This window comes from Synechococcus sp. MU1643 (assembly GCF_020514095.1).
Lineage (GTDB): Bacteria > Cyanobacteriota > Cyanobacteriia > PCC-6307 > Cyanobiaceae > Parasynechococcus.
Genome location: NZ_VTKY01000002.1, coordinates 263598 through 282097, shown reverse-complemented (window position 1 = coordinate 282097; position 18500 = coordinate 263598). Strand labels below are relative to the sequence as shown.

Here is an 18500-nt window from a genome sequence, read left to right as displayed (position 1 = left end):
TCCGCTAAACCTATTTTCCGATGCAGAAGCGCGAAAATACACGATCTAGCACCGCTTCGGTGAGCTCTTCTCCTGTGATCTCCCCCAACGCGCGGATCGCCTCCCGCAGATCGATCGTCCAAAAATCCCAAGGCAACTGCTGAGCCGCCACCTCCTGGCTGCGGGCGAGGGCCTCGGCCGCTCGGGCGGCCAGATCTCGTTGGCGTTGGTTCAGGGCCACCAACATGCCGTCGGTTCCAGCAGCCCCGCAACGCTCCAGCAGGGCCTGCACCAAAGCTGCCTCCCCCGTTCCCTCCAACGCCGACAACTGCACATCCACCGGCTGGGGGAAGGCCCCAGCCGAGAGATCCGCCTTGTTGGCCACAAGAATGCGGGGGATCTCCTCGGGGATGCGCGCCAACAAGGCCGCGTCCTCAGCGGTCCAGCCCGCATGGCCGTCTAGCACCAACAGCACCACATCAGCCGTGGCCAGTGCTTCCTCGCTGCGGGCAATCCCCAGCTGCTCCACAGCGTCATCGGTGTTGCGGATGCCGGCAGTGTCGAGCAGGGTGATCGGCACCCCCTCCAGAACGATCTCGCTCTCCAGAAGATCTCTGGTGGTGCCCGGCAGATCAGTCACGATCGCCCGCTCGCGGCGGCTGAGCCTATTGAGCAGGGAACTTTTCCCAACGTTGGGGCGACCCACCAGCGCCACACGCAGGCCCTGGCGCAGGGCATCTCCGCGCTCGCCGTCCCGCACCAGCTGCTGAAGCTCCAGGCGCACGGCTTGCAGCTGCTGCAGTAGGGCCTCGCCATCGAGGGGGGGCAGGTCCTCCTCGAAATCCACCCGAGCCTCCAGCTCAGTCAGCTGGTCCAGCAGTCGTTCCCGCAGCGCCGTGATCTGGGCCTGAATGCCGCCGTCGAGGCCCGCCATCGCCAACTCGGCCGCCCGGCGGCTGCGGGCCGCCACCAGCTCACTCACCGCCTCCGCACGGGTGAGATCGAGCCGCCCGTTGAGCACGGCCCGCTGGCTGAACTCTCCGGGCTGGGCCCGGCGCACTCCCGGCTGCCGCAGCACCTGTTCGAGCACACGCTGCACAGCGATCACCCCGCCATGGCAGTGGATCTCCACCACGTCCTCACCGGTGAAGCTGCGGGGCCCGCGCATCAGCAGCAGCAGAACCTCATCGAGACGCCGGCCCTCGCCATCGATTACGTGGCCGTACACCAGCCGGTGCGTTCCCCATTCCTGACGGCCCGGGCAGTGCACAACGCTGCGCCCCGTCACTTCCGCAGCCGGCCCGGAGAGGCGAATCACGGCGATCCCGCCCTGACCCGGGGCCACGGCGGTGGCCACTGCCGCAATCGTGTCGGTACTGGTCACAGCAGTCGCCGCTGGTCATCCATACCTAGGATCCGGCCGATTTCTGCTGGGTTCATGCGCCGGTTGCTGCGCCTCAGTCGCATCCGGATGCGCCGCGGGGGCCTCTGGTTGTGGAGACAGGAAGGAACACCAGGCCAACGGGCCCGCGGCCTCGCCGCTGGCGTGTTCTGCGGCTGCTACCCCTTCTTCGGGCTGCAGATCTTCCTCAGCGTGGGTGTTGCCAGCGTGGTGCGTGGCAATCACCTGCTCGCCGCCGCAGGCACCTTGGTGAGCAATCCCATCACCTATCTGCCCCTTTACTGGTTCAACTACCTGGTGGGCTGTCAGCTACTTGGCCCCGGCCAAGGCGGGATCAACCTGGCGGAGCTCACTCGCAGCAGCCTGTGGGCCCAGGGATGGGACTTCAGCCAACGCATCCTGCTGGGCTCCACTGTTGTGGGGATGGTGCTGGCGATCGTCAGCGGCTGGATGGCCTACCGCCTGTTTTTGCGACGTGAAGCCCATGAAGTCGTGAGCAGAGGCAGCTAGCTCGTGCCCGCCCGGGCAATTCCGATCACATCCGCCATCGAGCGGATCTGGTCCATGGTGAGGCTGAGCTGATCTGCTCCCTCCAGTTCAACCCGAAGATCAATGCGAGCAGGCTTGCCAGCGGCAGTGGTTACCCGAGCATCACTGACGTTGATGGCACCATCAGAGAGACGCAGAAGGATATCTTTGAGGATGCCAACACGATCGATCACTTCGATCCGCAGCTGCACCGGGAAGCGCTGTTTCTCCTGTTCGGCGTGGGTGGTGTTCCAGCGCACGGGAAGGCGCCGTTCTCGCGGGATCGTCTCCACGTTGGAGCAGTCTTGCCGGTGAATGGTGATGCCGTGGTTGCCGAGGGCCACCGTGCCAACGATCAACTCGCCCGGCAGTGGACTGCAGCAGCCACCAAGGCGGTAGTCCAAGCCCTCCAACCCAAGGATCGCCCCTTCACCTCCGGAACGATCCGTCGCAACATCCCGCGATGGCACCAGCGCCGCGGCCACGTCTTCATTGCTGGGTGGGGCCTGCTGCTGTTCCGCCAGCAGACGCATCTCCTCCCGCAGACGGTTGAGCGCCTGCTGGAGCGTGATGTCTCCAAACCCCAGTGACGCCAGCAGGTCTTCGGTGGTGGGCACATTGCAGCGCTGCGCCACCCGCTGCATCGCCTCACTGTTCAGCAGGGCATCAAAGCCATCACGGCCCAGCTCCCGTTCCAGTAGATCCTTGCCCCGTTCAATCGTTTCGTCCCGGTGGCTGCGCTTGTACCACTGGCGGATGCGGTTGCGCGCCGTCGGCGTGGCGACGAAGTTCAGCCAATCCAGGCTGGGGTGGGCCGTCTTACTGGTGAGCACCTGAACGAAATCACCGTTCTGAAGCGGCGTCGCCAACGGACACAGCCGATCGTTGATGCGAGCGCCATGGCAGTGATTACCCACCTCGGAGTGAATGCGATAAGCGAAATCAACGGCGGTTGCCCCCTTGCGCAAACCGAGCAAATCGCCCTTCGGGGTGAAGACGAACACCTCCTCGTCAAACAGGTCTTCTTTGATCGAGGAGAGGTAGTCGTTGTGATCGTCGTTGCCGCCTTCCTGTTGCCAATCCACCAGCTGACGCAGCCAGTTGAACCGCTCCGCATCGCTGCTGCTGCTGGCCGGCGAGCCGCCTTCCTTGTATTTCCAGTGGGCCGCAATCCCGAATTCGGCCACATGGTGCATCTCAAGCGTGCGGATCTGCACTTCGATCGGGCGATGCCGACCGATCACAGCGGTGTGCAGGGATTGATAACCGTTGGGTTTCGGCAAGCCGATGTAGTCCTTAAACCTGCCGGGAATCGGGCGGAAGGTGTCGTGAACCACCGCAAGCGCGCGATAGCAGCTCTCAACATTGGGAGTGAGGATCCGCAACGCCGCCACGTCGTAGATCTCGTGGAACTCCTTCTGCTGGCGCTGCATCTTGCTCCAGATGCCAAACAGATGTTTGGGGCGACCACTCACCTCGCAGTGGTCTAAGCCAGCCCGTTCCAGCCGCTCGTTCAGCAGCCCCACGGTGACGCCAAGCCGCTCCTCCCGTTCACTGCGCTTGGTGGCCACCTCCTCCTGAATCTCGCGGAAGGCCTCTGGTTCCAGCAATTTGAAGGCCAGATCCTCCAGCTCCCACTTGAAGCGGCCGATGCCGAGGCGGTTGGCGAGGGGGGCATAGATCTCGCGGGTTTCGCGGGCGATCCGCTGGCGCTTCTCTTCCTTCAACGCACCCAGGGTGCGCATGTTGTGCAAGCGGTCAGCCAGCTTCACCAAAACCACACGGATGTCGCTGGCCATCGCCAGGAACATTCGCCGCAGATTCTCCGCCTGAGCTTCCGTGCGGTCGTTGAAGTGGATGCCGCCGAGCTTGGTGACCCCCTCCACCAGTTCACGCACCTCGGAACCGAAGTGCAGCTCGATCTGATCGGGGGTGACGTCGGTGTCTTCGACCACGTCGTGAAGGAACCCCGCGGCGATCACCGGGGCGCTAGCGCCGATGTCCCGCAACAGATCAGCCACTGCCACCGGATGAACGATGTAGGGGTCTCCACTGACGCGGAACTGGCCTTCATGGAGCTGAAAACCGAAATCGAAGGCCGACACAAGCAGCGCCTCGGCATCAGTGGGGCAGCTCTGGCCAATGCCAGGCGGAACATTGGCGATGCACTCCCTCAACCACTCAGGCAGAGCGATGCCGTAATCGTCCGGATGACGGACGGGATGGCGCCTTACTTCGGGCAACGCGCAGGCCACCTTGGCCGAACCCGTGCTGGTTCGAGGCTCTTTGGGTGTGGAGGCAGCGTTGAGCATCCGACCCATCGGGTCAATCCATGGTATTCAGTGCAGGACCTCCTGTCTCTCCAGCCGCACTGTTCATGGGCCGGCCTGTTCTGGAACTCGAACAGCTGCGGTTGCGCTACCCCGGCAGTGAGCACTGGACGCTGGATGGGCTGAATTTGAGCCTCGAGCCGGGAGAAACACTGGCCTTAGTGGGGTCTTCAGGCTGCGGCAAAAGCACGGTGGCGCGGGCCGTGATGCAGCTGCTGCCGCAGGGAACGGTCTGTGAAGGACGGCTGGCCTTGACCGGCCAGGATCCACGCCAGCTCAGGCGACCGCAGTTGCGGCAGCTGCGGGGCGAGGCCGTGGGACTGGTGTTTCAGGACCCGATGACGCGGATGAATCCGCTGATGAGCGTGGGCGGCCATCTGATCGACACCCTCAGGGGCCACCAGCCTCATGCCAGCGCTGTAGCTCACCAGGAACGGGCCCACGAACTGCTGGAACGGGTGGGCATTGGCGCCAACCGCTTCCGCGCCTACCCCCATGAGCTCAGCGGTGGGATGAGGCAGCGCCTGGCCATTGCCTTGGCGATTGCCCTGGAACCACCGCTGCTGATCGCCGACGAACCCACCACCAGCCTGGATGTGGCGGTGGCCGGGCAGGTGATGGCCGAGCTGAGCGGTCTCTGCAAAGAACTGGGTAGTGCCCTGCTGCTGATCAGCCACGACCTGGCCATGGCCGCCCGCTGGTGCGACCGCATGGCGATGCTCGACGGCGGACGCAAGGTGGAGGACGGCCCCAGCCACCAACTGCTCACGCGGCCGCAGTCTTCCGTAGGGCAACGGCTGGTGGCCTCCGCCCAGGCCCGGGAAGGGGGACACTCACCGGCACGTCCCTACAGCGGCAGCGTGCTGCGGGTGGAGGAGATGCGCTGCTGGCACGCCGTGGGCGGCGCACCTTGGTCACCCCTCTGGCTGAAGGCGGTGGACGGGGTGAGTTTCGAACTCAGAGCTGGGGAAAGCCTTGGGGTGGTGGGAGCCTCAGGCTGCGGCAAGAGCACCCTCTGCCGTGCGCTGATGGGGCTCAATTTCATCCGCGGCGGTCGGGTCGACCTGCTCGGTCAGGACCTGCTGAGCCTGCGTGGAGATGCGCTGCGAAGAGCTCGCCGGGCCCTCCAAATGGTGTTTCAGGATCCGCTGGCCTGCCTCAATCCGGCCCTGCAAGTAGCCGATGCCATCGCCGATCCCTTGCTGATCCATGGCCTCTGCTCCAAAGCGGCAGCCCGGGAGGAAGCCAGGCACCTGCTGGAGCGGGTCGGCCTCAGCCCGGCCGAGCAGTTTCAAAACCGCCTGCCGAAGCAGCTCTCCGGCGGCCAGCAGCAGCGGGTGGCGATCGCCCGCGCCCTGGCCTTGAAGCCCAAGGTGCTGATCTGTGATGAGAGCGTCAGCATGCTTGATGCGGAAGTGCAAGCAGATGTGCTCGCACTGCTGCGAGAGCTGCAGCAAGAACTGGGCCTGGCGATCGTGTTCATCACCCACGACCTCTCAGTGGCCAGTGGTTTCTGCCACCGGGTATTGGTGCTGGACCAAGGGAAAGTGGTGGAAGAGGGTCCAGGCGACCGGATCTTCAGCGCGCCTCAGGCACCGATCAGCCAGACCCTCGTGGAGGCTTGTCCGAGGCTGCCGCATTAAGCAGCGCGCCGTCGCAACACCCCCAGCAACTTCTCCATTACCGGAGGCAGGGGAGCTTCGAACACCATCCGCTCGCGGGTGATCGGATGGTCCAGCCCCAACTGCACGGCATGCAGGGCCTGACCGGGCAACTCGATCGGCAATTTGCGGCAGCGGCTGTAGGTGGGATCCCCCACCACGGGGTGGTTCATGTGGGCGCAGTGGACGCGGATCTGATGGGTCCGTCCAGTGTCGAGCTTGAAGCGCAACAGGGAGTAGTCGCCGAGACGCTCTACCAGAGTCCAGTGGGTGCAGGCATAACGACCGTTTTCGCTGCTCACCACGGCGTATTTCTTGCGATCCGCCGGATGACGGCCAATGGCGCCAACGATCGTGCCGGAGTCGCCGTCGGGCACGCCATGAACGACGGCGAAGTACTCGCGGGAGGCGATCCGTTTCTGGATCTGAACCTGCAGCCGCACCAGGGCCTCCTGGCTCTTGGCGATCACAATGCAGCCGGTGGTGTCTTTATCGAGACGGTGCACGATCCCCGGCCGCAACTTGCCGCTGATGCCGGGCAAATCCGGGCAATGATGCAGCAGGCCGTTCACCAGGGTGCCGTCCTTGTTGCCCGGCGCCGGATGCACCGTCAGCCCTGCCGGCTTGTTGAGCACGATCAGATGGTCGTCCTCAAACAACACATCCAGATCCATCGGCTCCGGCTTGAGATATGGCAGCGGTTCCGGCGGCGGCATCCAAAGCTGCACCTCATCGCCCTGGCGCAGAGGTGTTTTGGCCTTGCCGGTCTTGCCGTTGACGCGCACATAGCCCGCGTCGATAAACTTTTGGATCCGGGCCCGACTCTGCTCCGTGCGCTGGCTCACTAGCCAACGATCCAGCCGCATTGGCAACGTCTTGGGATAGGTCAGCGTCAGCAGCTCTCCCTCACCCTCCCCAAAGCAATCGGTGAAGGTCTCTTCCGGCAGCGGAGGACGCTTCCACTGCGGACTCATGCCGGCAGCTCCAGAGCAATGCTGCCGAGGGCCGATTTACGGAAATCATCCAGCAGCCGCTGGGCCATGCGCGCTGTCTCTCCAGAGGTGTGGCGGGCCGCTGCAGCCTCCAGCCAAAGGGCGGGGTCCGCCGTTTCACCGCTCAGGGGAATGCCATAACGCTCCTGCAGCAGCGGAATCGTCACCCCAGCCGCAGCCTGCGCTGCCGCACCAAGCAGTAGCTGCAAGAAAGCCTGAGCCACGAGCTCACCGTCATAGGCGGCCTGGCCGATGTCGTCGCAAAGAGCCAGCCGCAGGGCCGCCTGCTGGTCATCGAGCCGAGGGGGCAGCACCCCAGGCGCATCAAGAAGATCGAGGTCTTGCCCCAGACGCACCCAGCGAAGGGTGCGCGTCACCCCAGCCCGCCGAGCACTTGCCACCACCTTCTGCCGCACCAAGCGGTTGATCAGGGCCGACTTGCCGACGTTGGGGAAGCCCAGGGTGAGAGCCCGCACCGGCCGGGGCCGCATGCCCCGGTTGCGGCGGCGTTCGTTGAGCTGATCCCCAGCGCGAATCGCGGCTTGCTGCACCTGCTTTACGCCAGTCCCGGCCTTGGCATCACACCAAACCGTCCGCTGCCCTTGGGCCTTGAACCAGGCCTCCCAGGCCTCCCTAGCGGCCGCGGTGACCATGTCGCGCCGGTTGATCACCAACAGATGCTGCTTGCCCTTCAACCAGCGGTTGAGATGGGGATGACCTGTGGCGAGGGGAATGCGGGCATCACGCACCTCGATCACCAGATCCACCTTGTCGAGATGGCGTTTGAGCTGCTGCTCCGCCTTGGCGATGTGGCCGGGGTACCACTGAATCGTTGGAGTGCTCACGAACGCAAAGGCACAGAACAGAGAGCCAGCCGGAACAAATTCACCTTGACCTCGCTGGCGCTTTCGCCATTCACACGGGTTAGTCTCTCCCCGTTTTCTTACCGCACGACACAACCCTATGGCGAAGCGTTCCCTGGCCAGCCTCAACGCCGGCGACCTGAGCGGCAAACGCGTTCTCGTGCGGGTTGACTTCAATGTGCCCCTGAACGACGCCGGTGCCATCACCGACGACACCCGCATCCGTGCCGCCCTGCCCACGATCAACGATTTGATCGGCAAGGGTGCCAAGGTGATCCTTTCCGCTCACTTCGGCCGTCCCAAGGGCCAAGTGAATGACGCGATGCGCCTCACCCCCGTGGCCGCTCGCCTGCGCGAACTGCTTGGCAAGCCCGTGGCCAAGACCGACAGCTGCATCGGGCCCGACGCCGAAGCCAAGGTGGGCGCTATGGCCAACGGCGATGTGGTGCTGCTGGAGAACGTGCGCTTCTTCGCTGAAGAAGAGAAGAATGAAGCCGGTTTTGCTGAGAAACTCGCGGGCCTGGCTGAGGTGTACGTGAACGACGCCTTCGGCGCCGCCCACCGCGCCCACGCCTCCACCGAAGGCGTGACCAAGTTCCTCAAGCCCTCAGTGGCTGGCTTCCTGATGGAGAAGGAGCTTCAGTACCTGCAGGGTGCTGTGGATGAGCCCAAGCGTCCCCTGGCTGCCATCGTCGGCGGCTCCAAGGTGAGCTCCAAGATCGGCGTTCTCGACACCCTGATCGACAAGTGCGACAAGGTGCTGATCGGCGGCGGCATGATCTTCACCTTCTACAAGGCGCGCGGCCTCTCGGTGGGCAAGAGCCTTGTGGAAGAGGACAAGCTGGAACTGGCCAAGGAGCTCGAAGCCAAGGCCAAGGCCAAAGGCGTGGAGCTGCTGCTACCCACCGATGTGGTGCTGGCCGACAACTTCGCCCCCGATGCCAACAGCCAGGCCGCTGACATCAACGCCATCCCCGACGGCTGGATGGGCCTCGACATCGGCCCCGACTCGATCGAGGTGTTCCAGGACGCCCTGGCCGACTGTCAGACCGTGATCTGGAACGGCCCCATGGGCGTGTTCGAATTCGACAAGTTCGCTGCTGGCACCAACGCCATCGCCACCACACTGGCCGACCTGAGCGCTAAGGGCTGCTGCACGATCATCGGCGGCGGTGACTCCGTGGCAGCCGTCGAAAAGGCTGGCCTGGCCGAGAAGATGTCTCACATCTCCACCGGCGGTGGCGCCAGCCTCGAACTGCTGGAAGGCAAGGTGCTGCCAGGTGTAGCAGCCCTCGACGCCGCCTGATCAGCGGCTCAGGGCTGGAGTTTCCGGCCTCTGGCATCACGCTTGTTGCCTGTACGCGCCGGAAGCCCCAGTTGATTCCGAACCTTGTTCATTTACGCCCGGTAGTCCTGCTTGAGGGACTACCGGGCTTTTTATCTGCCGACGGCACGTCTTCAGGGCATCGGCGGATGCTGATGCATCGATGCAGCGCTGCTGGCTCTGCAGCAACTCCAGACGACGCTGGTAGTTGTCCTTGGCCCAGGTCTTGCGGGCCTGAAACAACACCTGGCTCTGCTCCGGAGACAGATCACTCCCCGCTGCTGCCGATGAAGCCGTCGAGATCACCGGTGCCGCCAAGACGGCAGCCAAGGCGAGGGAAGCGGTGGAGATGCGCATGGATCAGGCCTTCACATTGCTCTCAATCTGGCGACATCCGTGGAGCAGGATCTGAATGCTTCGCCGTAAGTCATGACCAGATGTGACCTGAGCCTGGGCTTCGTGGGGCTGGGGGCGCTGGGCGTGCCCATGGCAATCAACCTGCACCGCGCCGGCTTTCCACTACGGGTGCACACCCGCAGCCGCACAGCCGAAACAAACCCGGAGCTCGAGGGTGCAGCGCGATGTTCCAGCCCAGCCGATGCCAGCACCGGCGTTGATGTTCTTCTGCTGTGCGTCAGTGACGATGCAGCCGTTGAGAACGTGCTGTTCGGACCAGATGGCGCCGCATCACAACTGAGCACCGGCAGCGTGGTGCTGGATTGCTCCACCATTGCTCCCGCCACAGCCCAACTCTGTGCGGAGCGCCTGGCAGGCCAGAACGTCCACTACCTGGATGCCCCGGTCACCGGCGGCACGGAAGGCTCCAAACGCGGCAGTCTCACGGTGCTGGTGGGAGGAGCCAGCGAGCCGCTGGAAAGGGTTCGGCCCATCCTCGAGGTGATTGGAGGATCCATCCATCACTTCGGAGGAGTGGGGCGGGGGCAACAGGTGAAGGCGGTGAACCAGGTGCTGGTGGCAGGAAGCTATGCCGCCGTAGCGGAGGCGGTAGCCCTGGGTCAGCGCCTGGAACTACCAATGCCCCAGGTGATCAACGCCCTCAAAAACGGTGCCGCCGGCTCCTGGGCCCTCCAACATCGCAGCACCGCCATGATTGAAGGTACCTATCCCCTCGGCTTCCGGCTGAACCTGCATCGCAAGGATCTCGGCATTGCCCTGGAGGCGGCCAAGGCCGTTCAGCTGGATCTACCGGTAACGACGCTGGTGGAACAGCTGGAACTGGATCTGATCCAGAACGGCCATGGCGATGAGGATGTGTCAGCCCTGCACCGCTGGAACCAAACGAGACAGGAAAGCTAGTTACTGCTGACCACCCTCACCCGCTTGGTGGCCGTTACCACGCCATCGGGGTGCACCAGCATCACGGCCCAGGTCTGCGAACCAGGTGTCTGCGGTGCCTGAACGCTCTTGAACAATCCACCACCAGCCTGGGGCGCCAACGGCAGGGTGGGGCGCATCTGAGCAGACAGCTGCTCATCGGTGAGGTCGATCAAACCGCCTGCCACAAGGGCCTGGCCCAGCGGCTCTTGAACGATCAAGTCGACGTCGTAGCGACTGCCGGTGAGCACCATGTCGGGGATGACGACGTTGACCGCCAAAGGACGCTCGCCGCTGCGCAGTAACGACTGCTGGGCCAACAGTTCCTGTTCCACCAACTCGCCGCCTTCCAGACGAATCGCGATCTGTTCACTGGCCTCAAGGGAATAACTGAGCCCCTCGGATTCAGCGGTACCCCGCACCCGCAGGCTGAGGGTCGGGCGGCCATCCAGCATGGGCGCTGCGGGCTGCACCTGCCAGGTGACCTCAGGAAAATCCTGCCGGAACCGCTCCAGGCGCTGGGCCAACACAGGCTGCAGCTCAACGCTGGCCAGCGTGTCGAATGCCGAAGAGCTGCCGCTGTTCAACGCGGTTTGCAGGTGATCGCTGAAACGATCCACAGCACTGCCCTCGCGACCGGGCGGCTCAAGAGCATGGACCGGCGATAGCACCAACGCCATGGCCGACACGAGCGTGACACCCAGGAAACGACGCACGGGCCGGACCACAACAACCCAATTAAGTTAGGCCTGGTGTGCGGAGATGGCCGACGCGATGACCCGGCTTCTGATCGCCGCCAGCGGCACCGGCGGCCATCTCTTCCCCGCTCTGGCTGTTGCAGAAGCAGTTGAAGAGCAGTGGCTTGTGCGCTGGGTGGGGGTGCCCGATCGGCTCGAAACACAGCTGGTGCCAGAGCATTTTGGTTTGGTGTGCGTGAACGCCGGTGGCCTCCAGGGGCGCGGACTCACCAAGCTGCTGCAGTTGCTGCGGCTGTTGCTGGCCAGCGTCAGCGTGCGGCGGGTGATCCGCCGGAACGAGATCGATGTGGTGTTCACCACCGGCGGCTACATCGCCGCCCCGGCGATCCTGGCGGCGCGCTGGTGCGGCATTCCCGTGGTGCTGCATGAATCCAATGCCATCCCGGGGCGGGTCACCCGCTTGCTGGGTCGCTTCTGCAGCGCCGTGGCCATCGGCATCCCCGCTGCCGCCAAGCGCATCCCGAGCAGCCAGCCTGTGCTGACGGGCACGCCGGTGCGTTCCAGTTTTCTGGCCCCACAACCCCTACCGAGCTGGGTGCCCGCCGGCGAGGGACCGCTGCTTGTCGTGATGGGAGGCAGTCAAGGCGCCGTTGGCCTCAACCGGATGGTGCGTGCTGCGGTGCCGGCCCTGTTGAAGCAGGGCTGCCGCGTGGTGCACCTCACCGGCGACAACGATCCCGACATCGAGCAGCTGCGACATCCACAGTTGGTGGAACGCCGCTTCAGCAATGAGATTCCCGGGCTGCTGCAACATGCCGACCTGGTCATCAGCCGTGCCGGGGCAGGCAGCCTGAGTGAACTGGCGGTCTGCAGGACCCCAGCCGTATTGGTGCCGTTTCCGCAGGCGGCAGATCAGCATCAGGAAGCCAATGCAGCCTGTGCCGCATCCTTTGGTGCTGCGGTGATCGTGCATCAACACGAGCCCAATCAACCTGTGTTGCTGAACACCGTTGAACGGCTCCTGGCAACACGGCTGGGGCAAGACAAAGCTGCACCCGATCTCCTTGCCCAGATGCGTGAAGGCATGCAGGCCCTGGCTGAACGGGATGCCGAACGGCAACTGGCGGCCTTGCTTCAGACGCTGGTGGCCTGAGTCAAGTCAGAGGGCCGCGCTTCAACTCCTCACGCAACGCCCTCAAGATGCGGCGGTTGTTGCGGCGAGCATGCAACCCAATCCGTAGCCAGGTTTCACCCAATCCCTCGAAGGAGCGGCAATCGCGCAGAAGGATGCGATGCCTCTGCTCCAGTGCTTCCCGCAATGGCACCAAAGAGCTATGCGCGCGAATCAGCAGGTAATTCACAGAAGACGGCATGGGGGTAATGCCCGGCAGCTGCGCCAGCTGCTGCTGCATCCAGGCTCCTTCTGTGGCCACCCAACGCTGCACCCGTGCGCACCAACGGTGGTAACGCCGCGGCGATGCCAACAAACGTTCGCCAATGGCTAAGGCAATGCCGTTCACCGGCCAGGGATCTCGCCACTGCGTCCAACGCTGAAGACGTTGGGGCTGGGCCACGGCATAGCCCAAACGCAACCCTGCGATGCCGTAGAGCTTGGTGAGGCTGCGAATCACTACCAGGTTCGAATGCTCTGCAACCAAGGGAAGCAACGACTGCTGCTCGCCATTGGGCACCAAGGGAAGAAAGGCTTCATCGCAAATCACCAGCGCATAGCGCTCGAGCAACGGCTGCAACGAAGCACGGCTCCAGAGCTGGCCGGTGGGGTTGTGGGGATTGCAGATCCACAACACAACCCCAGGACCTGGCTCGGGGAACAATTGCGGGAATGCCTCACTCCAGACCAGGGGTAGCTGCTGCTGGCGGGATAACGCTGACCAACAATTCAGGGCACGTCCGTAATCCGCAAAACCCGGTGAAAGCATCACACTTTCACCCGACACCGAGGCGTCGCGCGCAGCCCAAGTGAACAATTCGGCAGCACCATTCCCTGGCAGCACATCATCAGGGTCCAGGCCATGCAGGCCGGCAATCGCATGGCTCAGCGACGTCTGACCCCGATCGGGATAGTCACGAATGGCGGCCGGAGAGATACCAGAACAGCGAGGACTCCATGGGGCCAGAGAAGCACTGGCATCCAGCAGCTGCGATGGCTTGCAGTTCAACCTTGCAGCGGCTGCTTCGAGGTTGCCGCCATGGCGCATGTCAACGCCCATCCCGACTCCCGTCAAAACGCATAGACATCACCAGCGTGGCTCACAGCTGAGTTCAAGCCAAGCTGACCACTTTGAGTTGAGGTAGCTCACCAAAAGCGAGCAGTGGCAAGCGGATTTATCCACTAAGCCAACGCTGTCGACGATCACCCCTTGAATCACTCCGCAAAAGAGACATTTAAGGGCGCAACATCGCTCAGATGAGGTTCCTTTGAAGCAACACGTTCAGTCCTGCCAGGGCAAGCCACTGCCTGACGCCTCCGCAATCGTGCGCAAGCCATGGCGATCCAACTGCAGCAGCAGGCCTTCCAGAATCCGCGGCACCAGATCCGGCCCCTGAAAAATCCAGCCCGTATAAAGCTGCACCAGGGAGGCACCTGCGGTGATGCGCTCCCAGGCAACTTGCGGAGAATCAATCCCACCCACACCGATTAACGGCAACGCCGGACCAGCACTGGCCCGCAAGCGACGGATCACCTCCTGGGCCCGATGGCGCAGGGGGGCACCGCTGAGACCACCGGCCTCCTCCGCCAGGGTGCGCCCGGTCTGCGGCAGACGCCGTTGCTCAAGGCCCAACCGATTGAGACTGGTGTTGACCGCAATCACACCGGCCAGGCCCTCTTCAAAGGCCAAACGGGCCACGGCATCAATCGACTCATCATCAAGATCCGGTGCGATTTTCACGAGTAAAGGCGGGCAGGCCGGCAGCCTTCGCAGCCGCTCCACAAGCCTCCGCAACTGGGCCGTGTCCTGCAGATCACGCAGGCCGGGGGTGTTGGGAGAGCTGACGTTGATCACCGCATAGTCCGCCAAGGAGGACAACAACTCCAGGGAAGCCGCGTAGTCGTCCGGGGCCTGCTCCAAAGCGGTGATCTTGGATTTGCCGACGTTGATCCCAAGCACCGCCGGCCGCCGGCCCGGCGGATCCAGCCGTTGACGCTCCAGGGTTTGCAACAACGCCTTAGCGCCGTCGTTGTTGAATCCCATCCTGTTCAACGCGGCCTGTTCTTCCGCTAATCGGAACAGGCGTGGTTTGGGGTTGCCAGGCTGGCCATGCCAGGTGACCGTGCCCACTTCGGCAAAGCCAAAGCCGAAGCGATCCCAGATTCCGGCCGCCACACCGTTCTTGTCGAAGCCAGCCGCCAAACCCACCGGGTTGGGGAAGCGGCAGCCAAACAGCACCTGCTCCAGGCGCAGATCACGCCGTTGCAGATCAGCCGCCACGCCATCCAGCACAGTGGACAACCCTGGCCAGCGGCGCCGCAGGCTGGCCTGACCAAGCGCCGTAAGCGCAGTGCGCGACAGCTGTTCAGCATCGAGGCCGTCGTCCCGCGCCAGCACCGGGCCAAGCCAACGCTGATAGAAGGCACCGCTGCTGAGCGGTCCGGCCGAAGGGGACGGCGACATGCTCGGGCTCAGGACTGTTCTGATCCTGCCTCGCGACGTTGCAGGGTCCAGCGCCCCTCCGCCTGGGGCTGGACGATCCAATCCCTCCAGATCCAGCTCTCAGCTTTGGTTTCCAGCTGTTTAAGCGGCTTTTCCACCAATTGCGCCAACTCCAGCAGCGAGAGGCTGTAACCACCTTGCGCCAGGCGATCAGCCAACTCCAAACGTGACAACACCTGCAGCAGGGGCTTGGGGGCAACCTCGGATGGGGCCTCTGGTGCGTCCTCGGTTGCTCCCTGCTTCCGAGCCAAGTTCGGCTGGGCGTTATGGGAGAACGCCACAGCGATGCGATCCACCCGTTCGTTGTCTGGATCACCGCTGTGGCCTTTGACATAGCTCAGGGGGACGTCGTCCAGTCGGGCTGCATCCAGGGCCTTCCAGAGGTCCTGATTGAGCACAGGCTTACCGGCAGCCGTTTTCCAGCCTTTGCGCTTCCAACCGTTGATCCAGGAGCCCAGACCATCAATCAGGTATTTGCTGTCGGTGCGCAGGGTGAGATCCGGATGACGGGGCAGCTGCTCAAGCCGTTGCAACACCTCCAACGCGGCCTGCAGTTCCATGCGGTTGTTGGTGGTGTCGGGGTCATGACCACCGAATTCCTCAACACTGCCGTCTTCGAAACGCAGCAACGCGCCCCAACCTCCCGGACCTGGGTTGCCGCTACAGGCACCATCCGTCGCTGCAGCCACGACCCGTCCCCGTCCTTCCGCCATTGATCGGTCCCAACACTGTTCGGTACAACACGGTTTCTGGCGTCACCGTGCATGAGCCGAACCTACCTGCGGGCTGTCGGTCTGACTGCCGTGGGGCTCCTGAACGCTGGCCTGACGCAGGCGAGCGCAGCACGGACTTTGTTTGACAGCACTGCCATCCCACAGGAGCGATTTGCTGTACTCGCTCAACCGATTGGCAGGGTCCAGTGGAAACTGCTGGTGCTGGAACAAATCAAGACCCAACCGCGCTGTTGGAGGGAACGCCAGGACGGACTGGTGGAGCCCAGCCTGAATCGCTTCAACTTCAGCGCCATCTGCAAGCGCTACCTGGACAGCAATGGCTACTCGCTACGCAGCGGTGGCCAGGACCTTGGAACCCGCTTTCGCTTCCGGCTCAAGCAATCCGGCACATCGCTGAGGCTCGAGGCCCTCGACCCCCAGCAAAGGGCACCACTTTTGGTGGGTCAGGCCAGAATTCCCAGACGCGATCTCAATGGCTTCGTACAGCTGCAGCTGGAGTCGGGCTGGGCCTTGGAACGACGTGTCTACCAAGCACGCCAGCTCAACCACCTGTATTTCGCTCACCAGGAACCGGTGAACCGGCTGCTCGCGCTGGCCAACAGCCACGGCCATCGCTCAGTTTTTAGCCGACTGGGAACCCCGATGCCGCCGATCGCACCACCGCCTTTGCCCGCCGCACGAACAACACGCCGACGAACGACACGCCTCGCTAGCAATGCTCCTATCCGGCTACAAGTGATTCCTTACCGCCGCTGAGCACCAACCATCACAGTGCCAGTTAAGAGGGCGACCAGACAGGGGCTTACAACTAAATCCAAGCCCTTATGTTGAGTTTGTGTGAGGAGTGCCGAACGCCTCTTCAGGGTCGAAACAAGGACAGACTCCTGAACGTGTTCCTCTCGACAAAAGCTCCGCCTTTGGCGGGGCTTTTTTGTTGCCGGAGATAAACACAAAAAAACCGGTCCTTGAAAGAACCGGCGGATGACTGAGAACAGGGAGGAGAGGGATAAACCCTCTCCCAAGGCGATCACTTGAGGGTGACCTTGCCGCCTGCTTCTTCGATGGCCTTCTTAGCAGCCTCGGCGTCTTCCTTGGAGACACCTTCCTTGACAGCCTTGGGAGCAGCCTCAACAAGAGCCTTGGCGTCGCCCAGACCCAGGCCCGTGACCTCACGGACGGCCTTGAGGACCTTGATCTTGGCGGAGGCGTCGAAGCCTTCGAGGATCACATCGAATTCGGTCTTCTCTTCAGCGGCCTCGCCACCGCCACCAGCAGCGCCGGGGGCAGCCATCACAACACCAGCAGATGCTGCGGCGGACACGCCGAAGGCCTCTTCGATCTGCTTAACCAGCTCGGAAGCTTCAAGCAGGGAGAGGGATTTCAGCGATTCGAGAATTTCGTCGGTTTTTGCAGACATGGTTTTGAAAGGGGAAGCAACAGATCAGTGAACAGTGGTCTCGGCAGGGCCGAATCAGCCTTCGCCGCCTTCGGCGTGCTGCTTGAGTGCCCTGGCCATACCAGAGGGAACCTCGTTGATGCCCACAGCGACCTTCGTGGCCACGGCGTTGATAGCACCGGCGATCTGAGCCATGAGCTGCTCCTTGGAGGGGAGATCGGCAATGGCTTTGATCTCGTCCTGAGACAGGAGCTTGCCTTCGAAAAGGCCGCCCTTGGTCTCGGACTTCTTGAGTTCCTTCTGGAAGGTCTGAACGGCCTTCACACCGGCGCCAACATCGCCCTTCACCAGGACGAAGGCGTTGGTTCCGGTCAGCAGGGAATCGAGGCTGGCCCAGTTGCTGTCACCATCAATGGCACGACGCATCAAGGTGTTTTTAGTCACCTTGCAAACGCTGTCGCTGGCCCGCAGACGATCCCGCAGGTCAGACATTTCCTTGATGGACAGGCCCTTGAAATCAAGGACAAGTGCCAGTTCGGCGTCGGCGAGGAGCTCTTTGAGCTCTCCGACGATCTGCTGCTTGTTCTCCAGCGTGCGGCCCATAGGGATTGGATCGGATCAAAGGAACAAGCTGGGCACACAGCCGATCGAGTCTTCGATAGGAAGACGAGGCCGCGTGCCGATCCAATCCTGAATGGGACAAAACCGTGTCGCGTCTGCCTCGGCAGGGATTACATCAACGGGAATAACTGATGTCATGCCCAGGGAAATCCTGCTGTCTCTGGCCGGGCGCGTGCCCGATTTGGCTTTCGCCAATCTTTAAGTCTAGAGGAGAGCCGGATCAGCTCCCCTGCTCGATGTCCTGCAGAGCAGAGAAATCGACTTCAACGGAAGGACCCATGGTGGAGGTCACATACAGGGACTTCCAGTAACGGCCTTTAGCCCCGCTGGGCTTGTTGCGGTCGATGGTCTCCTGCAGGGTCTTGAGGTTCTGCAGCAGGGCATCGGCGCTGAAGCTGGCCTTGCCGAAACGAACGTGGACAATGCCGGTGCGGTCGGCGCGGAATTCCAGCTTGCCGGCCTTGAATTCCTTGATCGCGGCCTCGATGTCCGTTGTGACGGTGCCTGCCTTGGGGTTGGGCATCAAGCCACGGGGACCGAGGACCCGACCCAACTTGGCCACCTTCGGCATCATGTCGGGGGTGGCGATCAACAGGTCGAAATCCATTTCGCCCTTGCTGATGCTTTCCACCAGATCTTCTTCACCGGCGAGTTCAGCACCGGCGGCTTTGGCTTCAGCCACCTTTTCACCGCGGGTGACCACGGCGATGCGCACGGTCTGACCGGTGCCATTGGGAAGAGCCACGGTGGTGCGCAGCTGCTGGTCGGTGTATTTCGGATCGATGCCGAGGCGCACATGGGCCTCCATCGTCTCGTCGAATTTCGCGTTGGCGTTGTCCTTGACAAGGGCAATCGCCTCGAGGGGTGCGTAGGCACGGTCCTCGATCTTGCCGGCCATGCTGGCCAGGCGCTTGGAGATTTTAGGCATGTTCAGTGGTGGGGTTCAGACGACATCAGTGATGC

At 63.0% G+C, this 18500-nt stretch carries 18 protein-coding genes; 6 read left to right on the top strand and 12 right to left on the bottom strand.

Annotated features, from left to right (window positions below; translation table 11 throughout):
• Positions 1 to 10: 10 nt before the first annotated feature.
• Positions 11 to 1363 (bottom strand): tRNA uridine-5-carboxymethylaminomethyl(34) synthesis GTPase MnmE, encoded by a 1353-nt coding sequence (gene mnmE, locus FZX09_RS05660; protein WP_226400930.1) that lies wholly within the window; start codon positions 1361 to 1363, stop codon positions 11 to 13.
• 54 nt (positions 1364 to 1417) lie between these two features.
• On the opposite strand from mnmE, the gene FZX09_RS05655 reads away from it, so the two are divergent.
• Entirely contained in the window at positions 1418 to 1891 is a 474-nt protein-coding gene (locus tag FZX09_RS05655) for a DUF2062 domain-containing protein (protein WP_226400928.1), read from the top strand.
• Here FZX09_RS05655 and FZX09_RS05650 read toward each other — a convergent pair.
• Positions 1888 to 4221 carry a bifunctional (p)ppGpp synthetase/guanosine-3',5'-bis(diphosphate) 3'-pyrophosphohydrolase gene (locus FZX09_RS05650; RefSeq protein WP_226401122.1) on the bottom strand — a complete coding sequence of 778 codons (2334 nt, stop codon included), beginning with the start codon at positions 4219 to 4221 and terminating at the stop codon, positions 1888 to 1890. The genes FZX09_RS05655 and FZX09_RS05650 overlap by 4 nt on opposite strands.
• A 20-nt stretch (positions 4222 to 4241) precedes the next feature.
• Here FZX09_RS05650 and FZX09_RS05645 point away from each other — a divergent pair, with 20 nt between their 5' ends.
• Positions 4242 to 5882, top strand: coding sequence for an ABC transporter ATP-binding protein (locus FZX09_RS05645; RefSeq protein ID WP_226400926.1), 1641 nt, complete (start codon positions 4242 to 4244; stop codon positions 5880 to 5882).
• On the opposite strand, the gene FZX09_RS05640 is transcribed toward FZX09_RS05645, so the two are convergent.
• Positions 5879 to 6874, bottom strand: a complete 996-nt coding sequence (locus tag FZX09_RS05640) for an RluA family pseudouridine synthase (protein ID WP_226400924.1) — start codon at positions 6872 to 6874, stop codon at positions 5879 to 5881. The genes FZX09_RS05645 and FZX09_RS05640 overlap by 4 nt on opposite strands.
• Complete coding sequence (ylqF, locus tag FZX09_RS05635) at positions 6871 to 7737, bottom strand: ribosome biogenesis GTPase YlqF (protein ID WP_226400922.1); 867 nt, start codon at positions 7735 to 7737, stop codon at positions 6871 to 6873. Before ylqF ends, FZX09_RS05640 begins: the two co-directional genes overlap by 4 nt.
• A gap of 118 nt (positions 7738 to 7855) precedes the next feature.
• On the opposite strand from ylqF, the gene pgk reads away from it, so the two are divergent.
• Positions 7856 to 9061 (top strand): phosphoglycerate kinase, encoded by a 1206-nt coding sequence (gene pgk, locus FZX09_RS05630; RefSeq protein ID WP_226400920.1) that lies wholly within the window; start codon positions 7856 to 7858, stop codon positions 9059 to 9061.
• Between the two features lie 36 nt (positions 9062 to 9097).
• Here the strand turns inward: pgk and FZX09_RS05625 are convergent, their stop codons facing one another.
• Positions 9098 to 9436 carry a hypothetical protein gene (locus FZX09_RS05625; RefSeq protein WP_226400918.1) on the bottom strand — a complete coding sequence of 113 codons (339 nt, stop codon included), beginning with the start codon at positions 9434 to 9436 and terminating at the stop codon, positions 9098 to 9100.
• Positions 9437 to 9508: 72 nt separating this feature from the next.
• Between FZX09_RS05625 and FZX09_RS05620 the strand changes: the two genes are divergently transcribed.
• The gene (locus FZX09_RS05620) at positions 9509 to 10396 is read left to right on the top strand and encodes an NAD(P)-dependent oxidoreductase (RefSeq protein WP_226400916.1); all 888 of its coding nucleotides are present in this window, start codon (positions 9509 to 9511) and stop codon (positions 10394 to 10396) included.
• Here the strand turns inward: FZX09_RS05620 and FZX09_RS05615 are convergent.
• On the bottom strand, positions 10393 to 11130 hold the full coding sequence (locus tag FZX09_RS05615; protein ID WP_226400914.1) for a hypothetical protein: 738 nt from the start codon (positions 11128 to 11130) through the stop codon (positions 10393 to 10395). The genes FZX09_RS05620 and FZX09_RS05615 overlap by 4 nt on opposite strands.
• A 58-nt stretch (positions 11131 to 11188) precedes the next feature.
• Here FZX09_RS05615 and murG point away from each other — a divergent pair, with 58 nt between their 5' ends.
• Complete coding sequence (gene murG, locus FZX09_RS05610) at positions 11189 to 12265, top strand: undecaprenyldiphospho-muramoylpentapeptide beta-N-acetylglucosaminyltransferase (protein WP_226400912.1); 1077 nt, start codon at positions 11189 to 11191, stop codon at positions 12263 to 12265.
• Between the two features lies 1 nt (position 12266).
• Here murG and FZX09_RS05605 read toward each other — a convergent pair whose 3' ends face one another.
• The 3 genes from FZX09_RS05605 to rnhA form a co-directional block, all read right to left on the bottom strand.
• Positions 12267 to 13343 carry a threonine-phosphate decarboxylase gene (locus FZX09_RS05605; protein WP_226400910.1) on the bottom strand — a complete coding sequence of 359 codons (1077 nt, stop codon included), beginning with the start codon at positions 13341 to 13343 and terminating at the stop codon, positions 12267 to 12269.
• 222 nt (positions 13344 to 13565) lie between these two features.
• Entirely contained in the window at positions 13566 to 14747 is a 1182-nt protein-coding gene (locus tag FZX09_RS05600; protein ID WP_226400896.1) for a quinone-dependent dihydroorotate dehydrogenase, read from the bottom strand.
• A gap of 8 nt (positions 14748 to 14755) precedes the next feature.
• Complete coding sequence (gene rnhA, locus FZX09_RS05595) at positions 14756 to 15499, bottom strand: ribonuclease HI (RefSeq protein ID WP_226400894.1); 744 nt, start codon at positions 15497 to 15499, stop codon at positions 14756 to 14758.
• Positions 15500 to 15550: 51 nt separating this feature from the next.
• On the opposite strand from rnhA, the gene FZX09_RS05590 reads away from it, so the two are divergent.
• A complete protein-coding gene (locus tag FZX09_RS05590; RefSeq protein ID WP_226400892.1) occupies positions 15551 to 16276 on the top strand; it encodes a DUF3747 domain-containing protein in 726 nt (241 codons plus the stop codon).
• A gap of 271 nt (positions 16277 to 16547) precedes the next feature.
• On the opposite strand, the gene rplL is transcribed toward FZX09_RS05590, so the two are convergent.
• From rplL to rplA, 3 genes are all read right to left on the bottom strand, one after another.
• Positions 16548 to 16937, bottom strand: coding sequence for a 50S ribosomal protein L7/L12 (gene rplL / locus FZX09_RS05585; RefSeq protein ID WP_226400890.1), 390 nt, complete (start codon positions 16935 to 16937; stop codon positions 16548 to 16550).
• A 54-nt stretch (positions 16938 to 16991) separates the two neighbouring features.
• The gene (rplJ, locus tag FZX09_RS05580) at positions 16992 to 17519 is read right to left on the bottom strand and encodes a 50S ribosomal protein L10 (protein ID WP_006851480.1); all 528 of its coding nucleotides are present in this window, start codon (positions 17517 to 17519) and stop codon (positions 16992 to 16994) included.
• A 238-nt stretch (positions 17520 to 17757) separates the two neighbouring features.
• On the bottom strand, positions 17758 to 18465 hold the full coding sequence (rplA, locus tag FZX09_RS05575; RefSeq protein WP_226400888.1) for a 50S ribosomal protein L1: 708 nt from the start codon (positions 18463 to 18465) through the stop codon (positions 17758 to 17760).
• Between the last annotated feature and the right edge of the window lie 35 nt (positions 18466 to 18500).